A 21,544-nucleotide genomic window follows, 5' to 3' on the forward strand; every position below is an offset into this window, starting at 1 on the left:
GGATAGCGCGGATTGAAGGGAATTTTTTAACGGACGTCGTCCAATGATTTGAGGGGAAACCTTCATCCGGTCCCGCGTTCGCCGGGACCGCTTTCGTCATTCGGGGGACGACATGACCTTTCGCGCGATTTCGATTCGCAGCACGCTGTTCGGCCTGGCCATCCTGCCGCTTGCCATCATCGCGCTGATGGGCGGCTATCTGGCCTGGACCTCCTACCAGCAATATGTCGACCTGCGGCAGGCCATGCCGGTCAAGGAACTGGCGGAAGCCGGCTCGCAGCTGGCGCTGGCGCTTCCCGCCGAGGCATTGTCGAACGAGAACAACCGGGCGGCGGCGCGCTCGCGCACCGATGCGGTGTTCAAGCAGGTGCTCGACGCGCATGAGGCGCTGAAGGCCAGCGGCCAGACGGATCCGGTGATCGAGGAGACGATGCGCGTCATCCGCGAAGGCATCGCCAAGGTCGGACCGCACCGCATCCGCGTCGATGAAGGCAAGGCGGTCTTCAACGAAGCGCTCTACATCCTCCAGCCGGTCTCGGCCGCCGGCCTCAGGCTGATGGACCGGGTAAGCGCCATCGTCTCCGATCTCGCCATCGCCCGCTTCGTCGCCGGCTTTCACGCCCTGATGCAGACCAATGATGCCTCGCTGATCGAGAACAACCTCGGCATCACCTTCCTGCGCGGCGAAACGCTGGCCGTGCCCGCCTTCTCCTACATGATCCATTCGCGCAGCCTGATGGACATCCACCGCCCCGCCCTGATGGACTTCCTCCCGGCCGACATCACCCAGGGCATCCGTTCCTACGAGACCGGTCCGAACGGCGAGGTCCTGAAGACCGCCCGCCAGGACATCTTCCGCAACGACCAGGCGGCACGCACGACCGGCATCACGCTGGATCAGTGGACGGCGGCCAAGCAGGCGCAGTACCCGGTCCTGCGCGCGGCGATCGAGCAGACGGCCGGGGCCCTCGATACCCTCGCCCGGACCCGCCTCGCCGATGCGCGTTCGGCCTACCTCTTCTATATCGCGCTCACCGCGGCGGTCGTTCTGGTGGTGTCGGCGCTCTGCGTCCTGGCCGTGCGCAACATCAGCACCTCCATCCGCGGCATCGCCGGCCGCATGCACGCGCTGGCCGAAGGCGATGTCGAGAACCCGATCCCGCTGCGCGACCGCGGCGACGAGATCGGCGAAATGGCGCGCTCGGTGGAGATCTTCCGCGAGGCGGCGGTGCGCAACCTGCACCTCGAAGCCGAGAATGCGCGCCAGCGCGAGGCTGCCGACCGCGAGCGCCAGGCCATGCAGGCGCAGGCAGAGGCCGACGCCGAACACCGCCTCAACCAGGCCACCGGGTCTCTGGCCGCCAGCCTGCGGCGCCTCGCCGCGGGCGACCTGCTCTGTGACATCGAGGAGCGTTTCGCCGAGCGCTTCGAGCCGCTGCGCAACGATTTCAACACCTCCATGCGCCAGCTGCGCACCGCCATGGCCGAGGCCGCGCGGTCGGCCTCCGTGGTCGGCGGCGGCTCCAACGAGATCTCGCAGGCCTCCGGAAACCTCGCCCGGCGCACCGAGCAGCAAGCCGCAGCGCTGGAGGAAACCGCCGCAGCGCTCGACCAGGTCACGGCCAACGTCACCGCCACGTCGCGCCGCACCGCCGAGGCCCGCGACCTCGTCCGCTCCACCCGCGAACGGGCCGAGCAGTCGAGCGCGGTCGTCCGCAACGCCGTCGGAGCCATGGAGCGCATCGACCAGTCGGCGCGCCAGATCACCCAGATCATCGGCGTCATCGACGAGATCGCCTTCCAGACCAGCCTGCTCGCCCTCAACGCGGGCGTCGAGGCCGCGCGTGCCGGCGATGCCGGCCGCGGCTTCGCGGTGGTCGCGCAGGAGGTTCGCGCACTTGCCCAGCGCTCGGCCGAGGCGGCCAAGGAGATCAAGGGCCTGATCTCGAACTCCGAACGCACCGTCGGCGAAGGCGTCCAGCTCGTCACCGATGCCGGCGGCAGCATCTCGGCGATCGAGGAACTGATGCGCTCGATCGACGGCCACATGAATGCGATCGCCGGCGCGGCCTCGGACCAGTCGAACAGCCTCGCCGAGGTCAACATCGCCATGAACGACATGGACAAGAACACCCAGCAGAACGCCGCCATGGTGCAGGAAGTCAGCGCGTCGGGCGACGAACTGCGCCTGGAAAGCGCGCGGCTGGCCGAGATGCTCGGGCGCTTCCGCACCGGCGGCACGGCGGCCGACTTCCGCCAGGCCGCCTGACCATGCGCACGCCCTTCGCGCAGCTGGCGCACAGGGGAATCGCGCGGGGCTCGCGCGCGGCCACGACGGGCAACGTCGCGCTGTCCACTCGCCGCCATTGCCGGGAAGACACCTGACGGGGGTCGCCAATCCTGACCGACCGCAAAGGGCGGGCGCGCAGGCGTCCGCCCTTTGCGCGTCCGGAGCCCGCTAGCGCGGCCGTTTAAAAAGCAGGCGCTCGGCCTCGACACTTTCGCGGCAGGCGCAGCCCTCGATGTGGTCGTCGACCAGCCCCATCGCCTGCATGAAGGCGTAGATCGTCGTCGGTCCGACGAAGCTCCAGCCGCGCTTCTTCAGTTCCTTGGAGATGCGTGTGGACACATCGGTCTTCGGGTTCGCGACCAGCGTGGGATAGTCCACCCGCTCCGGCCGCTGATGCGGCTGCGGCTCGAACCGCCAGAACCAGGCCGCCAGCGATCCGGCTTCATCCGCCATCTCGCGCGCACGCCTGGCATTGTTGATGGTGGAGACGATCTTGCCGCGATGGCGCACGATGCCGGCATTGCCGAGAAGCCGCTCCACGTCGCCGTCCCCGAAGGCCGCGACGCGCTCGAACTCGAAATTCGCGAAGGCCTCGCGGAAGTTCTCGCGCTTTTTCAGGATGGTCAGCCAGGACAGGCCCGACTGGAAACCTTCAAGGCAGATCTTCTCGAAAAGGCGGCGGTCGTCGGCCACCGGGCGGCCCCATTCAGCGTCGTGATAATGCCGGTAGAGCGGATCGTCGCCGGCCCAGAAGCAGCGCACCACGCCGTCGTCGCCCGTCGACAGGCCCGTCTTTTCCTCGCCCATGGTCTCCTGATCCGCTCGTTAGTGCGTTTCGTGCTGCCTTAAGTGCGTTTCGTGCTGCCTTAAGCCGCGCTTTACCAGATTCCTGAACCGCCCGGTAACCACGGCACCATCTTTCCTGACAATCGGACCTTCCGGACAATTCGATTCATCTTTCAGACTCCCCGGTTAACCACAATCGATCCCAACCGGACGCTCGTTCCCTTGGCGTCCGGCATCAGGCGATGTGTGGAGTGTACGTCCGATGAAGAAGTCTCTAGCCCTCGCGGGTGTGGCGCTGGCCGCCGCCCTCGCCGCCCAGCCGTCCCTTGCGCAGGATCGTTACGGCCAGCGCCCTCCGCTGGTCGTCAGCCCCGATCTCAGCGCGCCATGGGTGCTGCAGCTCGGCCGCACGCCCGGCCGGCAGCTCGCCCGCCAGCCGCGCACCGAGCAGCGGCAGGTCTACTATCCCGGCCGCGACAATGCCGTCGTCGATCACAACGCATTGCGCGTGATGGGCCAGCCGCGCGGACGCCAGGTCGCGCAGCCGGCGCCGGACCGGCAGATCCGCACCGCCGCGATCCAGCGCCCTGTCCAGCCGCAGATCAACCCGATCTACCTGCCGCAGATGGTCGCCTATGACGGCCCCGAAAAGCCCGGCACCATCGTCATCGATACGACGAAGAACTTCCTCTATCTCGTCGAAAGCGATGGCCAGGCCCGCCGCTACGGCGTCGGCACCGGCAAGCCGGGCTTCGAATGGTCCGGTACCCACAAGGTGACGCAGAAGCGCGAATGGCCGGACTGGCGTCCGCCGGCCGAGATGATCGCCCGCGAGAAGGCCAAGGGCCGCCACCTGCCGGTCCACATGGCCGGCGGCCCGGAGAACCCGCTCGGCGCGCGCGCGCTCTATCTCGGCTCGACGCTCTACCGCATCCACGGCACCAACCAGCCCTGGACGATCGGCCAGTCGGTCTCGTCTGGCTGCATCCGCATGCGCAACGAGGACGTGATGGACCTCTACGAGCGCGTCGGGGTCGGCACCCGGGTGATCGTCATCTGACGTCGACGACCACCCGACAGGACGACACCGGCGCCCGATCCCGGGCGCCGGACAGGAGAACCACGAGGACGCGATGCACCCGATAATCACGATCCTGATGCCGGCGGCGCTGTCGGTAATGATGTTCTCGCTCGGGCTTGGGCTGACGATCGAGGATTTCCGCAACGTGATGCGCAAGCCGAAGGCCTTTGCCGTCGGCGCCAGCGCCCAGTTCGTGCTGTTGCCGGCCATCGCCTTTTCGATCGCCCAGATCTTCGCGCTGTCGCCCGAGATGGCGATCGGCCTGATGATCTTGTCGCTGTGCCCCGGCGGACCCACGTCGAACCTGATGACGCGCTTCGCGCATGGCGACGTCGCGCTGTCCATCTCGGTCAACGGCGTCTCGAGCTTTGCGGCGCTGTTCACCATGCCGCTGCTCGTCTCCTTCGTCGTCGGCCATTTTCTCGGCGCGGACGCTCCGCCGATCGACCTCGGCTCGCTCGGCCTCTCGATGTTCATGCTGACGACGCTGCCGGTGGCCATCGGCATGGCGGTCCGGCACTACGCGTCGCGCCTGGCGGACAGTCTCGACGGTCCGATGCGCAGGCTCGCTTCGTTCCTGCTCATCGTCTTCGTCGTCGGCACGCTGACCACGAACTGGTCGCTGTTCGTCGAGTCGCTTCCGACGCTCGGTCCCAGCGTGATCCTGCTCGGCTGCTCGCTGATCCTGCTGGGGCTCGGGCTCTCACGCCTCGCCTCTCTCAGCCCGGCGCAGGCGACCGCCATCTCCATCGATACCGGCATCCAGAATGCCGCACTGGGCATCGCGGTCGGCGCGCTGATCGCGGGACCCGGCGTCGTCGAGCCCGCCTTCAGCGTCCCCTCCGGCGTCTACGGCGTGATCATGTACCTTCTGGTGATCCCCTTCACGCTCTGGCGCCGACGCCTGGCGGGTCGAACCTATTCCGCCGCGGCCAGCGTGCCGGCCTGATCGGGAACGCCCTCCGGCCTCGGCCCGCCATAGGCCCAGTCGAGCAGTTCCACCGTATGCACCACCGGCATCTTCGCCGCCGAGGCGATCTGCGTGATGCAGCCGATATTGCCGGTCGCCACCAGCGCGGCGCCCGTCGCCTCGAGGTTCTTCACCTTGCGGTCGCGCAGCGTGGCGGCGATCTCGGGCTGCAGGATGTTGTAGGTGCCTGCCGATCCGCAGCACAGGTGCCCTTCGCGCGGGTCCTTCACCACGAAGCCCGCCTTCGCCAGCAGGAGCTTCGGCTGGCGGGTGATCTTCTGTCCATGCTGCATCGAGCAGGCCGAGTGGTAGGCGAGCGTCAGCCCCGGCGAGCGCTCCGGCGCCGGCAGGTCGAGCGTCGCGAGATACTCCGTCACATCCTTCGCCAGCGCCGAGACCCGCGCCGCCTTGTCCGCATAGGCCGGGTCGAGCCTCAGCATGAAGCCGTAATCCTTGATCGTCGTGCCGCAGCCCGACGCGGTGATGACGATGGCGTCGAGGCCGCCCCGCTCCATCTCCCCCATCCAGGCATCGACGTTGCGGCGCGCCGAGGCCAGTGCGTCCTCCTCGCGGCCCATGTGGTGGACGAGCGCGCCGCAGCAGCCCTCCCCCTTTGGCAGCACGACCTCCACGCCGAGGCGCGTGAGCAGCCGGATCGTCGCTTCGTTGATGCCGGGCTTCAGCACCGGCTGCGCGCAGCCGGACAGCAGCGCCACGCGCCCGCGCCGCGTCCCGGCCGCGGCATGCGTGCCCGGCTCGGCCGATGCCGATCGGGCAGGAACATGGTCGGGCGCCAGCGCCAGCATCGCCGCGAAAGGCTTCAGCCCGACCGCGCGCAGCAGCCCCGCGAAGGGCTTGCCCAGCCGCGCCATCGACAGCGCCGCCCGGAACCGGCCCGGATGCGGCAGCACGGCCGCGAGCACTCCCCTCGTCACCCGGTCGAGAAGCGGCCGGCGATAGGTCTTCTGGATGTGCGCCCGCGCATGGTCCACCAGATGCATGTAGTTCACGCCCGACGGGCAGGTCGTCATGCAGGCGAGGCACGACAGGCAGCGGTCGATGTGGGTGACGATCTCCGTGTCCGCCGGCCGGCCGTTCTCCAGCATGTCCTTGATCAGGTAGATGCGCCCGCGCGGGCTGTCGAGCTCGTTGCCCAGCGTCACGTAGGTCGGGCAGGTCGCGGTGCAGAAGCCGCAATGCACGCATTTGCGCAGGATGGATTCGGCCTCCGCGACGTGCGGATCGGCGAGCTGGGAGGGGGAGAAGCTAGTTTGCATGGGTTAGGAGCGATCTGCCTCGAAGTGAAATTTTACGGAGTACCTGATCAACCCCAGCGTCGGGACGACTCGAGCCGCAGATTTTGTACGCCTGTCAAACTCGTGCGCTACAAGTAGTCCTCGGATTTTTCGGTTCGGCTCCTCTTCGGCAATATCGCCCATGTAGCCGAGAATTTGTGCAATCGCTCGGCTGTCCGCCCTGCCGGCCTTCAATTCGACGACTACCATCGAGTTGTCTGTTTGGTCACAGCAGGTGATATCGATGAACCCTGAGGCCACCGACCGCTCAGCACCGTCGTCGATTATTATGAGGCTTGCGCTTAGCTGACGGATTTCCCGACGGAGTGCAGCTTGCATGTCGCGTTCGAGCGACAACTTCTGTGCTGGAATTTCTGCGTAATCTTCATGAGGAACGCCAAGAGAAATAGTCGTATTTTCGGACTCCAATGGAACATCCGCATCGCTACGCTCCCAGCCGGTAAGGAACTTGCGATACCTCACCACCGCATTTTTATACGAAGCGAGATTGTTCCTGGTGTTCCCGTTGAACGGGATTTTCGATGGGTTTGGCTTTCCCACTCTTTCATCTTCAGCTGAATAGGTTAGTTCGTCTATAACCCCCTGAAGCGTTCCGCTTGCAAAGTGATCATCCAGGTTCCCATAACAATCCTCAACTCGTCCGGCACGATGCAACTGTGCCGTAATCGTTCCTGATTCATACTTTTGGTCTTCGAGCCAGGTCCTATATTCTGCGCGCATCCGCTCCCTCGCCCACTATTTTTATCTCTCATCCTCGACGAATTGTGCCTCAAGCTCCTGCATTGCAATGAACAACACTCTTTTGATCTGATCTCGTTCTACTGTAGGAAAATTGCAAACGACGTCGTCCATCGACATGCCTGCGGCAAAGTTTTCAAAGACCGCCAAAACCGGCACCCGCGTCCCCTTGAACACCACGGCCCCGGACATGATCTCGGGATCTCGACTGAGGATCTCGTCTACCTGCATGGCCTCTTCCCTCGCTCACACGTTCAGATTAGCCACCCGTGCGGGTTCCGGATCGGCTCGTCGCGCGAGGCCGCCATCAGACCGATCACGCATCGCACCACGAACCACACCGCGGTCGCGATCATCAGCAGGAAGCCGACCAGCAGGATCGCCAGCACCGCCGAGATCAGCGAATAGAGCAGGCCGATCCAGAAGGTGCGGATGGCATATGTATAGTGCGTCGCCACCCAGCCCGTCGCCTTGCCGCGGTTGATGTGGGCCATGACGATGCCGATCAGCGGCGTGAAGGCGAAGGCGAAGCCGGCCAGGTAGAGCACGTAGATCACCTGGATGTTGGTCTTGCCCGTTTCCAGCCATCTGTCGGTCTGGCGTCCGCCGCCCGGGTTCGTGTCGCTCATGTCAGCCTCCTGTCGCGTGGCGGTCCGCGCCGGCAACCGCGTGCGCGGCGGCCATCCGGCCGGGATTGAGTATAGCCTTGGGATCGAATTCGGTCTTCAGCCGCGCCGCCAGGGCGGCGAGCGCGGCGGGCTGCGGCTCGAACACCGGCACGGCCACCCGTTCGGAAAAGCTCGCCCGAACCAGTGTCGCGTGTCCGCCGCCGTGGCGCTTGACCAGCGCGCGCAGCGTTGCCGCCTCGCACTCGCCTTCCATGCGCAGCCACACGAGGCCGCCCTGCCAGTCGTAGAACGCGTCGACGGCCACCTGCATGCGCAGCGCCATGACCATACGGTGCCCGTCCGACGGCGCCATCGACACCCGCCACACCGGCCTGGCCGTCCCGTCGGCGAAGGGCGTGACGTCGCGCACCTGCCGCCAGAGCGTCCGGGACGGGGTCTCGTCGATCGCGTCGATCTCCAGCATCGAGAAGAGGTGTTTCAGCATCTCCGTTCGATAGGTCACGGACGGCCCGAAACCCTCGACCCTGAGCAGCGTCGAAGCGCGGCTCGACAGGGCGCCGTCGAGCACCTTTCCCGTCACCGTCTCCGGCAGGTGCGCGGCGGCCGAAACCTCGGCACTCGATCCCATCGCCGCCGCCATGGCCGCGACCGCCTGTTCCTCCGTCAGCCCCCGAAGCGCCAGCGTCGTCTCGGTCTCCGATCGCGGCAGCACCTTGAAGGTGACGTCCGTGAGCACCGCCAGCGTGCCCCAGGCGCCGGCCATCACCTTCGACAGGTCGTAGCCGGTGACGTTCTTCACCACCCGCCCGCCCGACTTGAAGGCCTCGCCGCGGCCCGATACGGCGTGGATGCCGAGGATATGGTCGCGCGCCGCGCCCGCCTTCAGGCGACGCGGCCCGGCGAGATTGGCCGACAGCAGGCCGCCGATCGTGCCGCGTCCCGCCTCGCCGCCGAGCAATGGACCGTAGTCCATCGGCTCGAAGGCGAATTCCTGGTGCCTCTCCGAAAGCAGCTTTTCGATCTCGGCCACCGGCGTGCCCGCCCTCGCCGACAGGACGAGTTCCTCCGGCTCGTAGAGCGTGACGCCCGACAGCCCCGAGCAGTCGACCGCGTGTTCGGTCTGGAGGGGCCGTCCGATGCCGCGCTTGGAGCCGTGCCCGACGATCTCGACCGGCTCGCCCTCGCCTGCCGCCCATCGGACGGCCTCGAGCACCTCGGCGGATGTGGTGGGGGTGAAGGTGGTCATGCGTGTTCCGAAACCGTCATACCGATTGCTGGCGCAACCATCACGTCACCGGAGTTCCACGATACAGGTCCGCCACCCGGCACGAAAACCCGGACTCCGCCAGTTCGATCACATCGTCCGCCGAGCGATAAACGCGGCCTTGCCAGTCGTTCGAGCGCGACCAGACTTCGACGGCGAAATCGTCCTGAGAAATGATCAGAACATGAACGCAATCCGGCGATGCCGCGTAGATTGATCGTTTGCGGCTTATGAATTCACGCGTGTTTGACCCCGACAGGACTTCGGCGGCCATGTGGAACCGAGTTCCGTAAACCTCATCCTCGACCTTTGAATTGATCACTGCGACGTCCGCGATTGCACGAAAGTCCGGGAATGCCTCAACTTGAACCGCCACTTCATGCATGGCGACGACATCCGGGAGATGCTTCTGAAGTGCAGCGTTCATAAGCAGGATCAGGTTGAGGCCGATCCGCTGGTGCGGCAGCCTTGCAGGCGACATCATCATGAACGCTTCCCCGTCGATCAGTTGCCAGCGTTCCTCGCGCGGACGGTCCTCAATGAAATCGAGGAACTCTTCGGCGGTCAGCTTTCCCGGCGGCGGCGCGACATGCGTGTTCATTCAGACGCCCTCCTTCCTGTCGCCATCATAGCGGAAAACCGGCGATCGGCCAAAGTCAGAACCTCGGAATGTCGGGAAACGGCATCTGCCCCTTGTGCACGTGCATCCGTCCCATCTCCGCGCAGCGTCGCAGTTGCGGGAACACCTTGCCGGGGTTGAGCAGATGGTTGGGGTCGAAGGCGCACTTCACCCGCATCTGGTGGTCGAGATCGTCCTCTGTGAACATCGTGCCCATCAGGTCGCGCTTCTCCACGCCCACGCCATGCTCGCCGGTGAGCACGCCGCCCACCTCGACGCAGAGGCGCAGGATGTCGGAACCGAAGGCCTCCGCCTTCTCCAGTTCGCCTGGCCGGTTGGCGTCGTAGAGGATCAGCGGGTGCAGATTGCCGTCGCCGGCGTGGAAGACATTGGCGACGCCGAGGCCGTAGCGCTGCGACATCTCCCGCATTCCGGCCAGCACCCTGGGCAGTTCCTTGCGCGGGATCGTGCCGTCCATGCAGTAATAGTCCGGCGAGATCCGCCCGACCGCCGGAAACGCCGCCTTGCGCCCGGCCCAGAAGATCAGCCGTTCCTCTTCCGACGTCGAGATCCGGCACGCCGTGGAACCGTTCCGCGCGGCGATCGCCTCCACCTGCCCGATCAGGTGGTCGATCTCCGGTCCCGGCCCGTCGAGCTCGACGATCAGCAGCGCCTCGACGTCGAGCGGATAGCCGGCATGGACGAAGTCCTCCGCCGCCCGGATCGCCGGCCCGTCCATCATCTCCATGCCGCCGGGAATGATGCAGGCGCCGATGATGTCGGCCACGCACTGTCCGGCTTCCTCGCTGGACGGGAAGCCGATCAGGAGCGCGCGCGCCGCCTCCGGCCTCTTCAGGATGCGAACGGTAACCTCGGTGACGACGCCGAGCAGCCCTTCCGAGCCGGTCATCACGCCGAGCAGGTCGTAGCCCTCGGAATCGAGGTGCTTGCCGCCGAGCCGCAGCACCTGGCCGTCCATCAGCACCATTTCGATGCCGAGCACGTTGTTGGCGGTGAGCCCGTACTTGAGACAGTGCACGCCGCCGGAATTCTCCGCCACGTTGCCGCCGATCGAGCAGGCGATCTGCGACGACGGGTCGGGCGCATAGTAGAAGCCCTCCTGCTCCACCGCGTGCGTGATGCCGAGATTTGTCACCCCCGGCTGCGCGGTCACGCTCCGGTTCGCGTAGTCGATGTCGAGAATGCGGTTGAAGCGGCTCATGACGAGGAGCACCGCGTCTTCCAGCGGCAGCGCGCCACCCGACAGCGAAGTGCCCGAGCCGCGCGGCACGACCCGGATGTTGCGGTCGTTGCAGTACTTGAGGATCCGGGCCACCTGTGCCGTCGTCTCCGGCAGCACCACCACCAGCGGCAGCTGCCGATAGGCCGTCAGCCCGTCGCTCTCGAAGGCGCGCATGCCGTTGACGGCGTCGACCACGCCTTCCCCCGGCACGATGATCTTCATGTCGGCCACGATCTCGGCCCGCCGCGCCAGCGTCGCGGCATCGGGCTTGGGCATCGCCAGTCCAGTCATGATGAGCCTCCCGCGACGAAGTGGTCAAAACTCTTTACCAGTTCCCGGCGCCGCCGCAAAGGGCGATCCGAACGGACGGAAGAGAGCAGCCACACCGGGAGTGCTGCCGGCGTTTGGCCCCCGGTTTTCGTCATCCCGGAACGACGTCCGAGCGAAGCGAAGGACGCCGTATCCGGGATCCATGCCTCGCCGTCCATCTCCGTGGTCCGGTGCAGGACGACCCACGGCCGCCGCGATCCCGCCAGCTGCTCCCGCCCGCACCCCCGCGCCAGACGACATCCGCCGAGGCGCGGATCCCGCGTCGGCGCCTCCGCCGCCCCTCCGAAACACTGCGACATAGTGCCTTCAGCGCGCTGACGGCTGCGGCAGCTCTTGCCGCAGCCACTCGATCGGCGCAATTCAGCACCGAAACGCCACGAATGGTTTCCGCCAGGGAGAGAAACATGACGAAGCTTTCAGTCCTCGCAACCACCGCCTTGCTGGCCCTCTCGGGCGCCGCGTTTGCCGATGGCGATCCGGCTGCCGGCGAGAAGGTGTTCAAGAAGTGCAGCGCCTGCCACGCCGTCGGCGCCGGTGCCAAGAACAAGGTCGGCCCTGAGCTCAACGGCATCGTCGGCCGCAAGGTGGCAAGCGTCGAGGGCTTCAAGTATTCGCCCGCCATGACCGAATTCGGCGCTGGCGACAAGGCCTGGGACGCCGCGACGCTCGACGCCTATCTCGCCGACCCCAAGAGCTACATCCCGAAGAACAAGATGGCCTTCGCCGGCCTCAAGAAGGCGGACGAGCGCGCCGATGTCATCGCCTATCTGAACAAGTTCAACGAGGACGGCTCGGCCAGGTAGGCCCTTCCGGAAACCAACGCGATCCGCGGGCGCAAGACGCCCGCGGCATCAGTCCGCGCCCTCGCCGTGCTTGCTGCGGATCCGGCGCACCATCCACCAGACGCCTGCGACGACCGGAACGACAAGCGCCGCCGTCAGCACCTCCGGCTTCACCGCGCCGCCGAACAGCGACGCGCCCTTGGCGAGATAGCCGACCAGCCCCACGACATAGTAGGACACCGCCGCCACCGAGAGCCCCTCGACGGTCTGCTGCAGCCGCAGCTGCAGCTTGGCGCGGCGGTTCATCGAGGCGAGCAGGTCGCGATTGCCCTGCTCCACCTCCACGTCCACCCAGGTCCGCAGCAGCGTCGCCGCGCGGGCGAGCTTGCGCGACAGGTTCGCCTGCCGCTCCTCGATCGACCGACAGGTGCGCATCGCCGGCGCGACGCGCCTCTGCAGGAACGCCGACCAGCTCTCGCCGCCCGGCGCCGGCTCCTCGCCCAGCGCCGCAAGGCGCTCCTCGACGATGCCGTGATAGGCCCGGCTCGCGCCGAAGCGGTAGAGGCTCGCCGCCGCGTCCGCCTCGAGTTCGGCCGCCAGTTCGGTCAGCTCGGCCAGCATGTCCTGGTTGCGCCGGCCGGCGGCGTTGCGCATCTGCCCGGTGATCGACGCCAGACGGTCCTCGATGCGGCGCATCCGCGGCGACAGCGACTGCGCCAGCGGCAGGCCGAGCATGGCCAACGTGCGATAGGTCTCGATCTCGATCAGCCGCTGCGCCAGCGCGCCGATGCGGGCCGGTGCCAGCCCCTTGTCGAGCACCAGGATGCGCGTCATCCCGTCGCCATCCTGGCGGAAGTCGGTGATGGCGGCAGCCATGCCGCCGTCGACCAGCGAATGGCAGAGGCTCGCCGGATCGAAGGCCGAGAGGCGTGCTTCATTGGCCTCGGTCCAGGGACGGATCTCCAGCCGCACGCCCGAGACGACGAGGCCGGGCGCCGAGAAGCCGGCGCCGAACGGCGTCTCGTCCTCCTCGCCAGCCGCAGCCGGCGGCCCCTCCCAGAGATAGGTCGAGAATTCCGTGTGCCGCTCCCAGCGCAGCGTGCCGCGGCCCCACTTCATCGCGTGGTGACGCGCCTGCCTGTCGGGCGGCGCCACCCCCAGCCGGCGCGACAGTTCGCCCAGCACCGCATGGTCGACCGTCGAGCCGCCCTCCGTCATGAAGGCGAGCTGGATCAGGTTGCGCGGCGTCTCGATCAGCGGATGCGGCCGGGCATGCACCTCGCCAACCGCATTCGCCCGTGCCTCGTGCGCGCGAAACCCCATCACCGAGCCGGTGAGCGGGATCTCCTGCGGTATAGCCCCTCGATCATCTGCCATCGCGCCCTCCCACCGTCCTCCCGGCGGACGATGCAGAATAGCGAAACCCGCCGCGGCGTCCATGTGGCATCGCGCCGTGTCGTCTTCCATCGAACTGGACAAGATTCTTGACCAGTTATAGTGTCCGCCACGGCCAGCGCTCGCGTGGCCGGAGGAACCCGTGGACGAGATCTTCACCCGCATCGAACATGCCCGCACCTCCGACGAGGTGGTCCACCAGATCGAGGGGCTGATCCTCGAGGGCGTCTTCCGCGCCGGCGATCGCTTGCCCGGCGAGCGCGAGCTGTCGCGCCGGTTCGACGTCTCGCGGCCGATCCTGCGCGACGCGCTGAAGGCGCTGGAGACGAAGGGGCTGCTCGTCTCGCGCCATGGCGGCGGCACGCACGTCGCCGACATCATCGGCGAGGTCTTCACCAGGCCGGTCCGCGACCTCGTCGCCACCCACAAGAAGGCCGCCCGCGATTTCCTCGAATACCGCCGCGAACTCGAGAGCATCGCCGCCGACTTCGCCGCCCGCCGCGCGACGGAGGACGACCGCAGCCTGATCGCCGGCATCGTCATGCGCATGGAGGATGCCCATGCCCGCAGCGATTTCGAGGAAGAGGTCGCGCTCGACGTCGAGCTGCATTCGGCGATCGGCGAATGCGCCCACAACGTCATCCTGCTGCACACGCTGCGCTCCTGCTACCGGCTGCTCGCCGACGACGTCTTCGTCAACCGCACCCTGATCTACGGTCTGCCCGGCGCGCGCGACGACCTGCTGGCCCAGCACCGGACGATCGCCGAGGCGGTGCTGGCCGGCGACCCGCCGAGCGCCCGCGCGGCGGTGCGCGCCCATATCGACTATGTCGAGCGCGCCAAGGACGAAGCCGAGCGCAGCGAGGACTGGCAGAAGGTCTCGCGGCTGCGCCGCATGCAGCGTACGGGTACCGAAACCAGGAAGAGCGTAGGGAGCACGCATTGACCGTGGCGAGTGACAAACCGAAGGTGGGCCTGTTCGTGACCTGCCTCGTCGACCTGTTCCGGCCCGTCGTCGGCTTCGCCGCGGTGAAGCTGATCGAGGAGGCCGGCTGCGCGGTCGACGTGCCGATGGCGCAGACCTGCTGCGGCCAGCCGGCCTACAATTCCGGCGACCGCCACGACGCGCGCATGATCGCCGAAAACACCATCCGCGCCTTCGAGAATTTCGACTACGTGGTCGCGCCCTCCGGCTCCTGCGCCGGCATGCTGAAAAAGCACTATCCCGCCCTGTTCAAGGGCGATGCCCGCTGGGAGGAACGCGCGAAGGCATTCTCGGCCAAGGTGCACGAGCTGGTCTCGTTCCTGGCCGACGTGCGCGGCATGGACCGCGTGACGGCGGCGGGGGGCGGGTCCGTCACCTACCATGATTCCTGCTCGGGCCTGCGCGAACTCGGCATCAAGACGCAGCCCCGCGCCCTCCTCGCTTCCATCCCCGGCATCGAGCTGCGCGAAATGCGCGATCCCGACGTCTGCTGCGGCTTCGGCGGCACCTTCTGTGTCAAGTATCCGGACGTCTCCAATTCGATCGTCGAGACCAAGACGCAGGCCATCGCCGACAGCGGCGCCGACCTGCTGCTCGCAGGCGACCTCGGCTGCCTGATGAACATGGCCGGCAAGCTCAAGCGCCAGGGCTCGCCCGTCGAGGCCCGCCACGTGGCGGAGGTGCTGGCCGGCCTGACGGATGGCGCGCCGATCGGCGGGAGAGACTGACCATGCAGATCACCTCCCCCTCCTTCAAGCAGAACGCCCGCCACGCGCTGGACGACGTCCAGCTGCAGAAGGCGCTGGGCAATGTCCGCGCCGGCTTCATCGACAAGCGCCAGAAGGCCGTCGACGCCCTGCCCGAATTCGACGCCTTGCGTGACAGCGCCCGCGACATCAAGAACCACACGCTGGAAAACCTCGACCTCTATCTCGAGGCCTACGAGCAGAAAGTCACGGCCTCCGGCGGCCAGGTGCACTGGGCCGAGACGGCGGCGGATGCCCGCAGCATCGTGCTCGACCTCTGCCGCACCAGGGGCGCCCGCACGGTCACCAAGGGCAAGTCGATGATCACTGAGGAGATCGCGCTCAACGATTTCCTCGACGCGTCCGGCATCGTCCCGGTCGAGACCGATCTCGGCGAATACATCATCCAGCTGCGCGGCGAGCACCCGAGCCACATCATCGCGCCGGCCGTCCACGTCAACCAGGACCAGGTCGAGGCCGATTTCCGCCGCGTCCATACCCATCTGCCCGTCGACCGCGACCTGACCGAACCGGAAACCCTGCTCGACGAGGCGCGTAAGGTGCTGCGCGCCAAGTATTTCGAGGCCGACATCGGCATCACCGGCGCCAATTTCCTCGTCGCCGAAACCGGCTCCTCGATCATCGTCACCAACGAGGGCAACGGCGACCTGACACAGATCCTGCCGCGCATCCACGTCGTCATCGCCTCGATCGAGAAGATCGTGCCGACGCTGAACGATGCCGCCCAGATCCTGCGCGTGCTGGCCCGCTCCGCCACCGGCCAGGACATGAGCGTCTACACCACCCTGTCCACCGGCCCGCGCCGGCCGGGCGATCCCGACGGTCCCGACGAATATCACGTCATCCTGCTCGACAATGGCCGCTCGGCCATGCTCGGCACCGAGTTCCAGGAGATGCTGCGCTGCATCCGCTGTGGCGCCTGCATGAACCATTGCCCGGTCTATCATTCGATCGGCGGCCACGCCTATGGCTGGGTCTATCCCGGCCCGATGGGCGCGGTGCTGACGCCGGCCCTGATCGGCGTCGAGAAGGGCGGCCATCTGCCCAACGCGTCGACCTTCTGCGGCCGCTGCGAGAGCGTCTGCCCGATGAAGATCCCGCTGCCCAAGATGATGCGCCACTGGCGCGAAAAGGAGTTCGAGCGCGGCCTGAACCCGGCCACGCAGCGCTGGGGGCTGGGCATCTGGGCCTTCTTCGCGCGTCGCCCCCAGCTCTATGCCCTCGCCACCTCGATCGTCATTCCCGTGCTGGGAGCCTTGGGCAAGGAAAAAGGCCGCTTCTCCAGCCTGCCCTTCGCGGGCGGCTGGACGAAGCACCGCGAACTCCCCGCACCGGAGACCCGCACCTTCCGCCAGCAATGGGCCCAGCGCGAGGCGCTGAAGCAGGGAGGCACGGCATGACCACCCCCCGCGCAGCCATTCTCGGCAAGATCCGCGGCGCCCTGTCGGGCGCCGACGACTCCGCCCGCCGCGCCGCCGTCGAGGCCCGCCTGTCGAAGGCGCCGAAGGGCGTCATCCCGGCACGCGGGCAGCTCGACGACGTCTCGCGCATCGACCTGTTCTGCGCCATGGCCGAGAAGGTCACCTGCTCGGTCGCCCGTGTCCGCTCGCACGATCACGTGCCCAAGGCCGTCAGCGACTATCTGCGCGCCCGCAACCTGCCCCATGCCATCCGCGTCGGCGACGACAAGCGCCTGAAGACCCTCCCCTGGGACCAGATCAAGACGCTCGAAATCCGCCGCGGCGCGTCCGACGGGCTGGACGAGGCGGGTCTCTCCCACGCGCTCGCCGGCGTCGCCGAGACGGGAACCCTCGTGCTGGCATCCGGCAAGGACAACCCCACCACCATCAACTTCCTGCCCGAGCACCACATCGTCGTCGTCGACGCCAAGGACATCGCCGGCGATCTCGAGACGGTGATGGCAAAGGTCCGCCGCAAGTTCGGCAAGGGCGAGATGCCGCGAACGCTGAACCTGATCACCGGCCCTTCGCGCTCCGGTGACATCGAGCAGAAGATCATCCTCGGCGCGCATGGCCCGCGCGCGGTTCATCTCATCGTCGTGGGATGAGCGTCCACTACCTCGAAGCGGCGGGCCCGGATGGCGTCCGGATCTACGCCATCGGCGACGTGCACGGGCGGCTCGACCTGCTCGCCCGCATGCACGACCAGATCGCCGCCGAGATCGAGCGTGACCGCCCGGCCGACTGGCGTGTGATCCATCTCGGCGACTTCGTCGACCGCGGCCCCGAATCGGCCGGTGTGCTGGACCTGCTGGCGCGCCGCGCGAAAGAGGAGCCACGCTTCCTGTCCGTCGTCGGCAACCACGATCTCGGCTTTCTGGACTTCCTTGCCGTCCCGCAGGTCGACGGCCTGTTTGTCAACTACGGCGGCGTGGAGACGGCGCGCTCCTACGGCGTATCGCTGGACCCCCGTGATCCGGTGGCGCTGGCGACCGGCTGGACGGAGCTCGAGACAGCGGTGCCGGCAAGCCACCGCGCGTATCTCGCCGGCCTCCCCTATTCGCTGAGCTTCGGCGACTTCTTCTTCTGCCACGCCGGCATCAGGCCAGGCGTACCGCTTTCCAGGCAGTCGCCGGAGGACCTCGTCTGGATCCGCCAGGCCTTCCACCACTGGGAGCAGTTGCACCCCAAGGTGATCGTGCACGGCCACACGCCGAATGCCGAACCCGAAGTATTCGCCAACCGCATCAACGTCGACACCGCGGCCTGGCAGACCGGCCGGCTCACCGCTCTGGTGATCGAGGGTACGGAAAAGCGCTTCGTCCAGGCCATCATGCCGGGTTGAGGCCTCGCTTCGATCGCGCCGCAACTGACGCGAAACGGCCTTCCTCCCGACTGGGAGAAAGGCCATGCAAGTCCCTGATAGGATTCGATGATCCGGGCAATCGAGCCCGGCAGCCGGTTCAGCGCTTGATGGCGCCCACGCCGTAGCCGTCGACCACCTGATGGCCCGACGCAGCATCGGCGGCATAGATTCCGGCGGCCCACATGCCGATGCCGGACAACATGAAGAACGACAGAAGGGCAGCTTTCACGGGAGTCATCTCTGTTATCTCGTTGCGTCGCATTTGAATCGACCGCGGTTACTTTTCGGTTTCGTCTTTCACGCTTTTATGACGTGCGTGAAAAAGACGATCGCAGTCTCGGTTTCTTTTTCGGCTTTCCCGGAGCCCCGGTCCGGGCGGCGTCGTCATAGGGCTGTAGCCTCCGGCACGCCAGCGGTCCGTGAAGTCTTCCACACGGTTTCGCCGCCGCGTGCTCAAAATGTCACGCAGCGCAGTTCGGTTCCGGCAAAAAACGACTTCTTCGGCGCCCTTCGCGAAACCGGCACGGGAAGGTTCAGACCATCGCCACCCAGGCGCGCGACAGCGCCAGGCCTGCGGCATCGGCGGCCGGGCCATGCTGCGCCGAATCCGGGCCGAGTCGGTCCCGCCAGCCCGGCTGCCGCTCCGCCAGATAGTCCGCGAACTGCCCGCTCCAGTGACGCACCAGCTGCGTGTCCGCCTCGAAGTGGAACTGGATGCCGTAGGCCGCGCGGCCGACGCGGAAGGCCTGGTTCCGCGCCACTGCGTTGCCCGCAAGCCGGATTGCCCCGTTCGGCAGCGTGAAGGTGTCGTCATGCCACTGGAAAGCCGGGAAACGCGTCCCCGCCGCCCGCAGCACCGGGTCCGCCGCGCCCCCTTCCGTCAGTGCCACCTCGCGCCATCCGAACTCGGGCGCCGCACCGATCAGGTTCTCCGCCCCGAAGGCGCGCGCCAAAAGCTGCGAGCCGAGGCAGACACCCAGCACGGCGCGGTCGGCCAGCGCGAAATCGCGCATCAGCGCCACCAGGCCCGGCAGATAGGGATGCTCGTCGTCCGCCAGCGCGTTCTGCGCCCCGCCCAGCACGATCAGACCGTCGTGCCCATCGCCGAGTGACGGCAGCGCCTCGCCCTCGTGCGCCTGGACCAGTTCGACCTCGGCCTCCGCCTCGGTGAGCGCCTGCGCGATCTGCCCGAGGCCGGTGCCTGCGTGGTTCTGGATGGCGAGGATGCGCATGCGTCTGTTTCCGTGTGGCGGGCGGGATGGGTGAAGCGATAGCATGGCGGGAACGGCGCGCAAGGCGCTGCGGAGATCATGATGCCGCTCCAGAACCGCGTCGACCCGTTCGGCGACATCCGCGCCGATCCTGCCCGAGGGCTCTTCACCGGCAATCGCGGCATCCTCCACGATCCCGCGACGAAGACGCTGCTGAAGCGCCGCTGGACGTCGAAGGCCTGGATCGTCTGCGCCTGCGACTACAGGGGATGGCGCCGCGAACCGATGGGCCGCAACACGCCGGGCGGCGGCACCGGCTGGACCGAACTCTTCTTCCTCGACGAGGTCACCGCGCTTTCGGCCGGCCATCGCCCCTGCTTCCTCTGCCGGCGCGCCGACGCGAAGCGCTTCGCGTCGGCTTTCGCCGCCGGCCAGGGCCGATCGCACGTCTCGGCGCCCGACATGGACGCCATCCTGCACGCACAGCGCCTCGCCTCCGCTCCCGGCGCGCCGCGCCCGCCCGTCGCCGATCCGGCCTCCCTGCCCGACGGCGCGATGCTGGCGGGAGGCGACGGCGCCTTCGCCGTCCGCGCCGGCCGTCTCCTGCCCTGGCGATTCGAAGGCTATGGTCCTCCCCTGCCACCGGCCGCCGCGACCGGCGCCTCCGCCCTGAAGATCCTGACGCCGCCCGCCACGCTCGCCGCCCTCGCCGCAGGCTACGGGCCGGTCTGGCACGCGACGGCGGGGCCATCACACGTCGCGCCCCGGCCTTGACCGCGCCGCGGGACTGACGCAGGAACACGTCATGCGCGCAAACTACCGTATGCAGAGGCTCTTCGTCGCCGCCGACCTCGTCCAGGGCGATCCCTTCGAGGTCGACCCCGCCCAGGCGCACTATCTGCTGAACGTGCTCAGGATGGCCGAGGGATCCGAACTCCTCGTCTTCAACGGCCGCGACGGCGAGTGGCTGGCGAGCGTGGCAGCGACGGGCAAGAAGAAGGCCTCGCTCGTGCCGCTCGGCCAGACCCGCGCCCAGCCGCGCCGGCCCGACCTCCTCTACTGCTTCGCCCCCCTCAAGCAGGGCCGGCTCGACTACATGGTGCAGAAGGCGGTCGAGATGGGCGCCGGCACGCTGCAGCCCGTCATCACCCAGCACACGCAGATGTCGAATGTCGGCGTCGAGCGCCTCCAGTCGAATGCGCTGGAGGCGGCCGAGCAATGCGGCATCCTCGCCGTGCCCGTCGTCAACGAGGTGATCAAGCTCGAGCGGCTGCTCTGGGAATGGGAGGAAGGCCGCCGGCTGATCTTCTGCGACGAAGGCGTGGCCACCAACAACCCGCTCGACATCCTCGCAACGGTGCGCGAGCGCCGGCTCGGCGTGCTCGTCGGCCCCGAGGGCGGCTTCTCGGAAGAGGAGCGCCGCCAGCTCCGCGGCCTGCCCTTCGTCACGCCCATCCCGCTCGGCCCCCGCATCCTGCGCGCCGACACCGCAGCGGTGGCAGCGCTGGCCGTGGTGCAGGCCACGATCGGCGACTGGCGGTAGGCGGACGCCCGGCTGTCAGCGCAACTGCGTCTCCCAGTCGCGCCCGCCATAAAACAGGCGCAGGATCACTACGTCTTGGTCGCGGACGAGAAATGCGATCGTCACCCGCCGCTCGAAGCCCACGATTCTCAGGCCCGGCAGGATGTCGTCCCGCGCACTTCCGCGCATCGCCGCACGTTCGAAGCCGAGGCAACACCGTTTGAGACGATCAATGTAACCGATGGCTATGGATGGACCGGACGCATCGGCGATGAGATCATAGATTTCGGCAAGATCGATCCGCGCATCGCGCGAAAGGGATACCTGCCGACGCTTCATTTCCCCCGCTCGATCCGGCTCAGGTGCCGCTCGCGGATTTCCTCGAAGGCCTCGTGCGCCTCCGCGAGCGGCTCTCCGGCCTCCACCTTGTCATAGGTCGCCACCACGTCCTCCCTCAGCCAGCGCTCGACAGCCAGATCACGATCCTGCAATGCCGACAATCCGGCTCGCACGACCTCGATCGCCGACGCGTATTCACCCGCCGCGACCTTCTTGTCCACGAAGGCCGCTTCGTTACCGATCAGCTCCACTGTGCGCTTTATGACGGAAGACATGAGTTTTCTCCTCAGTTCCGATCCTAGCACGAAGCATCGCCATGTTCACGCCCCTCGGACAGATTGCCCGGCACTTGACCGATCGATTCGCCCTTCAACGCCGCCCCCGTCCCCCTTGCCATCCACCCCTCTCCCGTGCGACCAGCGCGCCCTCATGCAAAGGGCGGTCGCGCCCT

Annotated in this window: 24 protein-coding genes; 11 read left to right on the forward strand and 13 right to left on the reverse strand. The window is 67.3% G+C overall.

Going from position 1 to position 21,544, the window contains the following annotated elements; translation table 11 throughout:
- Window positions 1-112: 112 nt before the first annotated feature.
- Window positions 113-2,269 (forward strand): methyl-accepting chemotaxis protein, encoded by a 2,157-nt coding sequence (locus N1F91_RS05865; RefSeq protein ID WP_289990806.1) that lies wholly within the window; start codon window positions 113-115, stop codon window positions 2,267-2,269.
- Window positions 2,270-2,458: 189 nt separating this feature from the next.
- Here the strand turns inward: N1F91_RS05865 and N1F91_RS05870 are convergent, their stop codons facing one another.
- Window positions 2,459-3,097, reverse strand: coding sequence for a DNA-3-methyladenine glycosylase I (locus N1F91_RS05870; protein WP_289990807.1), 639 nt, complete (start codon window positions 3,095-3,097; stop codon window positions 2,459-2,461).
- A 241-nt stretch (window positions 3,098-3,338) separates the two neighbouring features.
- On the opposite strand from N1F91_RS05870, the gene N1F91_RS05875 reads away from it, so the two are divergent.
- Together N1F91_RS05875 and N1F91_RS05880 are read left to right on the forward strand one after the other, a co-directional pair.
- Window positions 3,339-4,136, forward strand: a complete 798-nt coding sequence (locus tag N1F91_RS05875) for a L,D-transpeptidase (RefSeq protein ID WP_289990808.1) — start codon at window positions 3,339-3,341, stop codon at window positions 4,134-4,136.
- A 73-nt stretch (window positions 4,137-4,209) separates the two neighbouring features.
- Complete coding sequence (locus tag N1F91_RS05880) at window positions 4,210-5,106, forward strand: bile acid:sodium symporter family protein (protein ID WP_289990809.1); 897 nt, start codon at window positions 4,210-4,212, stop codon at window positions 5,104-5,106.
- On the opposite strand, the gene glcF is transcribed toward N1F91_RS05880, so the two are convergent.
- Genes glcF through N1F91_RS05915 form a run of 7 tightly spaced genes read right to left on the reverse strand, consistent with a single transcriptional unit; the run spans window position 5,076 to window position 11,227 of the window.
- Window positions 5,076-6,404, reverse strand: coding sequence for a glycolate oxidase subunit GlcF (gene glcF / locus N1F91_RS05885; protein WP_289990810.1), 1,329 nt, complete (start codon window positions 6,402-6,404; stop codon window positions 5,076-5,078). The genes N1F91_RS05880 and glcF overlap by 31 nt on opposite strands.
- A 3-nt stretch (window positions 6,405-6,407) precedes the next feature.
- A complete protein-coding gene (locus N1F91_RS05890) occupies window positions 6,408-7,163 on the reverse strand; it encodes an endonuclease NucS domain-containing protein (protein WP_289990811.1) in 756 nt (251 codons plus the stop codon).
- 21 nt (window positions 7,164-7,184) lie between these two features.
- A complete protein-coding gene (locus N1F91_RS05895) occupies window positions 7,185-7,412 on the reverse strand; it encodes a DUF433 domain-containing protein (protein ID WP_289990812.1) in 228 nt (75 codons plus the stop codon).
- A 23-nt stretch (window positions 7,413-7,435) separates the two neighbouring features.
- Window positions 7,436-7,810, reverse strand: coding sequence for a DUF4870 domain-containing protein (locus tag N1F91_RS05900; RefSeq protein ID WP_289990813.1), 375 nt, complete (start codon window positions 7,808-7,810; stop codon window positions 7,436-7,438).
- 1 nt (window position 7,811) lies between these two features.
- Window positions 7,812-9,056, reverse strand: a complete 1,245-nt coding sequence (gene glcE / locus N1F91_RS05905; RefSeq protein WP_289990814.1) for a glycolate oxidase subunit GlcE — start codon at window positions 9,054-9,056, stop codon at window positions 7,812-7,814.
- A gap of 40 nt (window positions 9,057-9,096) precedes the next feature.
- Window positions 9,097-9,675 carry a Uma2 family endonuclease gene (locus N1F91_RS05910; protein WP_289990815.1) on the reverse strand — a complete coding sequence of 193 codons (579 nt, stop codon included), beginning with the start codon at window positions 9,673-9,675 and terminating at the stop codon, window positions 9,097-9,099.
- 55 nt (window positions 9,676-9,730) lie between these two features.
- Window positions 9,731-11,227: an FAD-linked oxidase C-terminal domain-containing protein gene (locus N1F91_RS05915; RefSeq protein WP_289990816.1), complete on the reverse strand. Its 1,497-nt coding sequence runs from the start codon at window positions 11,225-11,227 to the stop codon at window positions 9,731-9,733.
- Between the two features lie 443 nt (window positions 11,228-11,670).
- Between N1F91_RS05915 and N1F91_RS05920 the strand changes: the two genes are divergently transcribed.
- Window positions 11,671-12,069 carry a cytochrome c family protein gene (locus N1F91_RS05920; protein WP_289990817.1) on the forward strand — a complete coding sequence of 133 codons (399 nt, stop codon included), beginning with the start codon at window positions 11,671-11,673 and terminating at the stop codon, window positions 12,067-12,069.
- 48 nt (window positions 12,070-12,117) lie between these two features.
- Here N1F91_RS05920 and N1F91_RS05925 read toward each other — a convergent pair whose 3' ends face one another.
- A complete protein-coding gene (locus N1F91_RS05925) occupies window positions 12,118-13,425 on the reverse strand; it encodes a DUF3422 family protein (RefSeq protein WP_289990818.1) in 1,308 nt (435 codons plus the stop codon).
- A 160-nt stretch (window positions 13,426-13,585) separates the two neighbouring features.
- Here N1F91_RS05925 and N1F91_RS05930 point away from each other — a divergent pair, with 160 nt between their 5' ends.
- From N1F91_RS05930 to N1F91_RS05950, 5 genes are read left to right on the forward strand one after another with little or no spacing between them, the layout of a single operon-like run.
- On the forward strand, window positions 13,586-14,389 hold the full coding sequence (locus N1F91_RS05930) for an FCD domain-containing protein (RefSeq protein ID WP_289990819.1): 804 nt from the start codon (window positions 13,586-13,588) through the stop codon (window positions 14,387-14,389).
- Window positions 14,390-14,391: 2 nt separating this feature from the next.
- Window positions 14,392-15,156 carry a (Fe-S)-binding protein gene (locus N1F91_RS05935; protein ID WP_289990820.1) on the forward strand — a complete coding sequence of 255 codons (765 nt, stop codon included), beginning with the start codon at window positions 14,392-14,394 and terminating at the stop codon, window positions 15,154-15,156.
- A 2-nt stretch (window positions 15,157-15,158) separates the two neighbouring features.
- Window positions 15,159-16,595: a LutB/LldF family L-lactate oxidation iron-sulfur protein gene (locus N1F91_RS05940; RefSeq protein WP_289990821.1), complete on the forward strand. Its 1,437-nt coding sequence runs from the start codon at window positions 15,159-15,161 to the stop codon at window positions 16,593-16,595.
- On the forward strand, window positions 16,592-17,263 hold the full coding sequence (locus N1F91_RS05945; protein WP_289990822.1) for a lactate utilization protein: 672 nt from the start codon (window positions 16,592-16,594) through the stop codon (window positions 17,261-17,263). Before N1F91_RS05940 ends, N1F91_RS05945 begins: the two co-directional genes overlap by 4 nt.
- On the forward strand, window positions 17,260-18,000 hold the full coding sequence (locus N1F91_RS05950) for a metallophosphoesterase (RefSeq protein WP_289990823.1): 741 nt from the start codon (window positions 17,260-17,262) through the stop codon (window positions 17,998-18,000). Before N1F91_RS05945 ends, N1F91_RS05950 begins: the two co-directional genes overlap by 4 nt.
- 118 nt (window positions 18,001-18,118) lie before the next feature.
- Here N1F91_RS05950 and N1F91_RS05955 read toward each other — a convergent pair whose 3' ends face one another.
- The gene (locus N1F91_RS05955) at window positions 18,119-18,259 is read right to left on the reverse strand and encodes a hypothetical protein (protein ID WP_289990824.1); all 141 of its coding nucleotides are present in this window, start codon (window positions 18,257-18,259) and stop codon (window positions 18,119-18,121) included.
- A gap of 295 nt (window positions 18,260-18,554) precedes the next feature.
- Entirely contained in the window at window positions 18,555-19,253 is a 699-nt protein-coding gene (locus N1F91_RS05960; protein WP_289990825.1) for a type 1 glutamine amidotransferase, read from the reverse strand.
- A gap of 81 nt (window positions 19,254-19,334) precedes the next feature.
- Here N1F91_RS05960 and N1F91_RS05965 point away from each other — a divergent pair, with 81 nt between their 5' ends.
- Window positions 19,335-20,006, forward strand: coding sequence for a hypothetical protein (locus N1F91_RS05965; protein WP_289990849.1), 672 nt, complete (start codon window positions 19,335-19,337; stop codon window positions 20,004-20,006).
- 31 nt (window positions 20,007-20,037) lie between these two features.
- On the forward strand, window positions 20,038-20,775 hold the full coding sequence (locus N1F91_RS05970) for a 16S rRNA (uracil(1498)-N(3))-methyltransferase (RefSeq protein ID WP_289990826.1): 738 nt from the start codon (window positions 20,038-20,040) through the stop codon (window positions 20,773-20,775).
- 15 nt (window positions 20,776-20,790) lie between these two features.
- On the opposite strand, the gene N1F91_RS05975 is transcribed toward N1F91_RS05970, so the two are convergent.
- Together N1F91_RS05975 and N1F91_RS05980 are read right to left on the reverse strand one after the other, a co-directional pair.
- A complete protein-coding gene (locus N1F91_RS05975) occupies window positions 20,791-21,093 on the reverse strand; it encodes a type II toxin-antitoxin system RelE/ParE family toxin (RefSeq protein ID WP_289990827.1) in 303 nt (100 codons plus the stop codon).
- Window positions 21,090-21,368, reverse strand: a complete 279-nt coding sequence (locus N1F91_RS05980; protein ID WP_289990828.1) for a type II toxin-antitoxin system ParD family antitoxin — start codon at window positions 21,366-21,368, stop codon at window positions 21,090-21,092. The genes N1F91_RS05975 and N1F91_RS05980 overlap by 4 nt, the downstream gene beginning before the upstream one ends.
- Window positions 21,369-21,544: the final 176 nt, after the last annotated feature.

Origin of the sequence: Aquibium sp. ELW1220, assembly GCF_030398385.1 — a bacterium.
In the GTDB taxonomy this organism is placed as follows: Bacteria; Pseudomonadota; Alphaproteobacteria; order Rhizobiales; family Rhizobiaceae; genus Aquibium.

What these genes read in the sequence shown, in the direction of transcription:
- N1F91_RS05865 (WP_289990806.1), top strand. Translation starts at nt 113, where the DNA reads ATGACCTTTCGCGCGATTTCGATTCGCAGCACGCTGTTCGGCCTGGCC.
- N1F91_RS05870 (WP_289990807.1), bottom strand. Translation starts at nt 3,097, where the DNA reads ATGGGCGAGGAAAAGACGGGCCTGTCGACGGGCGACGACGGCGTGGTG.
- N1F91_RS05875 (WP_289990808.1), top strand. Translation starts at nt 3,339, where the DNA reads ATGAAGAAGTCTCTAGCCCTCGCGGGTGTGGCGCTGGCCGCCGCCCTC.
- N1F91_RS05880 (WP_289990809.1), top strand. Translation starts at nt 4,210, where the DNA reads ATGCACCCGATAATCACGATCCTGATGCCGGCGGCGCTGTCGGTAATG.
- glcF (WP_289990810.1), bottom strand. Translation starts at nt 6,404, where the DNA reads ATGCAAACTAGCTTCTCCCCCTCCCAGCTCGCCGATCCGCACGTCGCG.
- N1F91_RS05890 (WP_289990811.1), bottom strand. Translation starts at nt 7,163, where the DNA reads ATGCGCGCAGAATATAGGACCTGGCTCGAAGACCAAAAGTATGAATCA.
- N1F91_RS05895 (WP_289990812.1), bottom strand. Translation starts at nt 7,412, where the DNA reads ATGCAGGTAGACGAGATCCTCAGTCGAGATCCCGAGATCATGTCCGGG.
- N1F91_RS05900 (WP_289990813.1), bottom strand. Translation starts at nt 7,810, where the DNA reads ATGAGCGACACGAACCCGGGCGGCGGACGCCAGACCGACAGATGGCTG.
- glcE (WP_289990814.1), bottom strand. Translation starts at nt 9,056, where the DNA reads ATGACCACCTTCACCCCCACCACATCCGCCGAGGTGCTCGAGGCCGTC.
- N1F91_RS05910 (WP_289990815.1), bottom strand. Translation starts at nt 9,675, where the DNA reads ATGAACACGCATGTCGCGCCGCCGCCGGGAAAGCTGACCGCCGAAGAG.
- N1F91_RS05915 (WP_289990816.1), bottom strand. Translation starts at nt 11,227, where the DNA reads ATGACTGGACTGGCGATGCCCAAGCCCGATGCCGCGACGCTGGCGCGG.
- N1F91_RS05920 (WP_289990817.1), top strand. Translation starts at nt 11,671, where the DNA reads ATGACGAAGCTTTCAGTCCTCGCAACCACCGCCTTGCTGGCCCTCTCG.
- N1F91_RS05925 (WP_289990818.1), bottom strand. Translation starts at nt 13,425, where the DNA reads ATGGCAGATGATCGAGGGGCTATACCGCAGGAGATCCCGCTCACCGGC.
- N1F91_RS05940 (WP_289990821.1), top strand. Translation starts at nt 15,159, where the DNA reads ATGCAGATCACCTCCCCCTCCTTCAAGCAGAACGCCCGCCACGCGCTG.
- N1F91_RS05945 (WP_289990822.1), top strand. Translation starts at nt 16,592, where the DNA reads ATGACCACCCCCCGCGCAGCCATTCTCGGCAAGATCCGCGGCGCCCTG.
- N1F91_RS05950 (WP_289990823.1), top strand. Translation starts at nt 17,260, where the DNA reads ATGAGCGTCCACTACCTCGAAGCGGCGGGCCCGGATGGCGTCCGGATC.
- N1F91_RS05955 (WP_289990824.1), bottom strand. Translation starts at nt 18,259, where the DNA reads ATGACTCCCGTGAAAGCTGCCCTTCTGTCGTTCTTCATGTTGTCCGGC.
- N1F91_RS05960 (WP_289990825.1), bottom strand. Translation starts at nt 19,253, where the DNA reads ATGCGCATCCTCGCCATCCAGAACCACGCAGGCACCGGCCTCGGGCAG.
- N1F91_RS05965 (WP_289990849.1), top strand. Translation starts at nt 19,335, where the DNA reads ATGCCGCTCCAGAACCGCGTCGACCCGTTCGGCGACATCCGCGCCGAT.
- N1F91_RS05970 (WP_289990826.1), top strand. Translation starts at nt 20,038, where the DNA reads ATGCGCGCAAACTACCGTATGCAGAGGCTCTTCGTCGCCGCCGACCTC.
- N1F91_RS05975 (WP_289990827.1), bottom strand. Translation starts at nt 21,093, where the DNA reads ATGAAGCGTCGGCAGGTATCCCTTTCGCGCGATGCGCGGATCGATCTT.
- N1F91_RS05980 (WP_289990828.1), bottom strand. Translation starts at nt 21,368, where the DNA reads ATGTCTTCCGTCATAAAGCGCACAGTGGAGCTGATCGGTAACGAAGCG.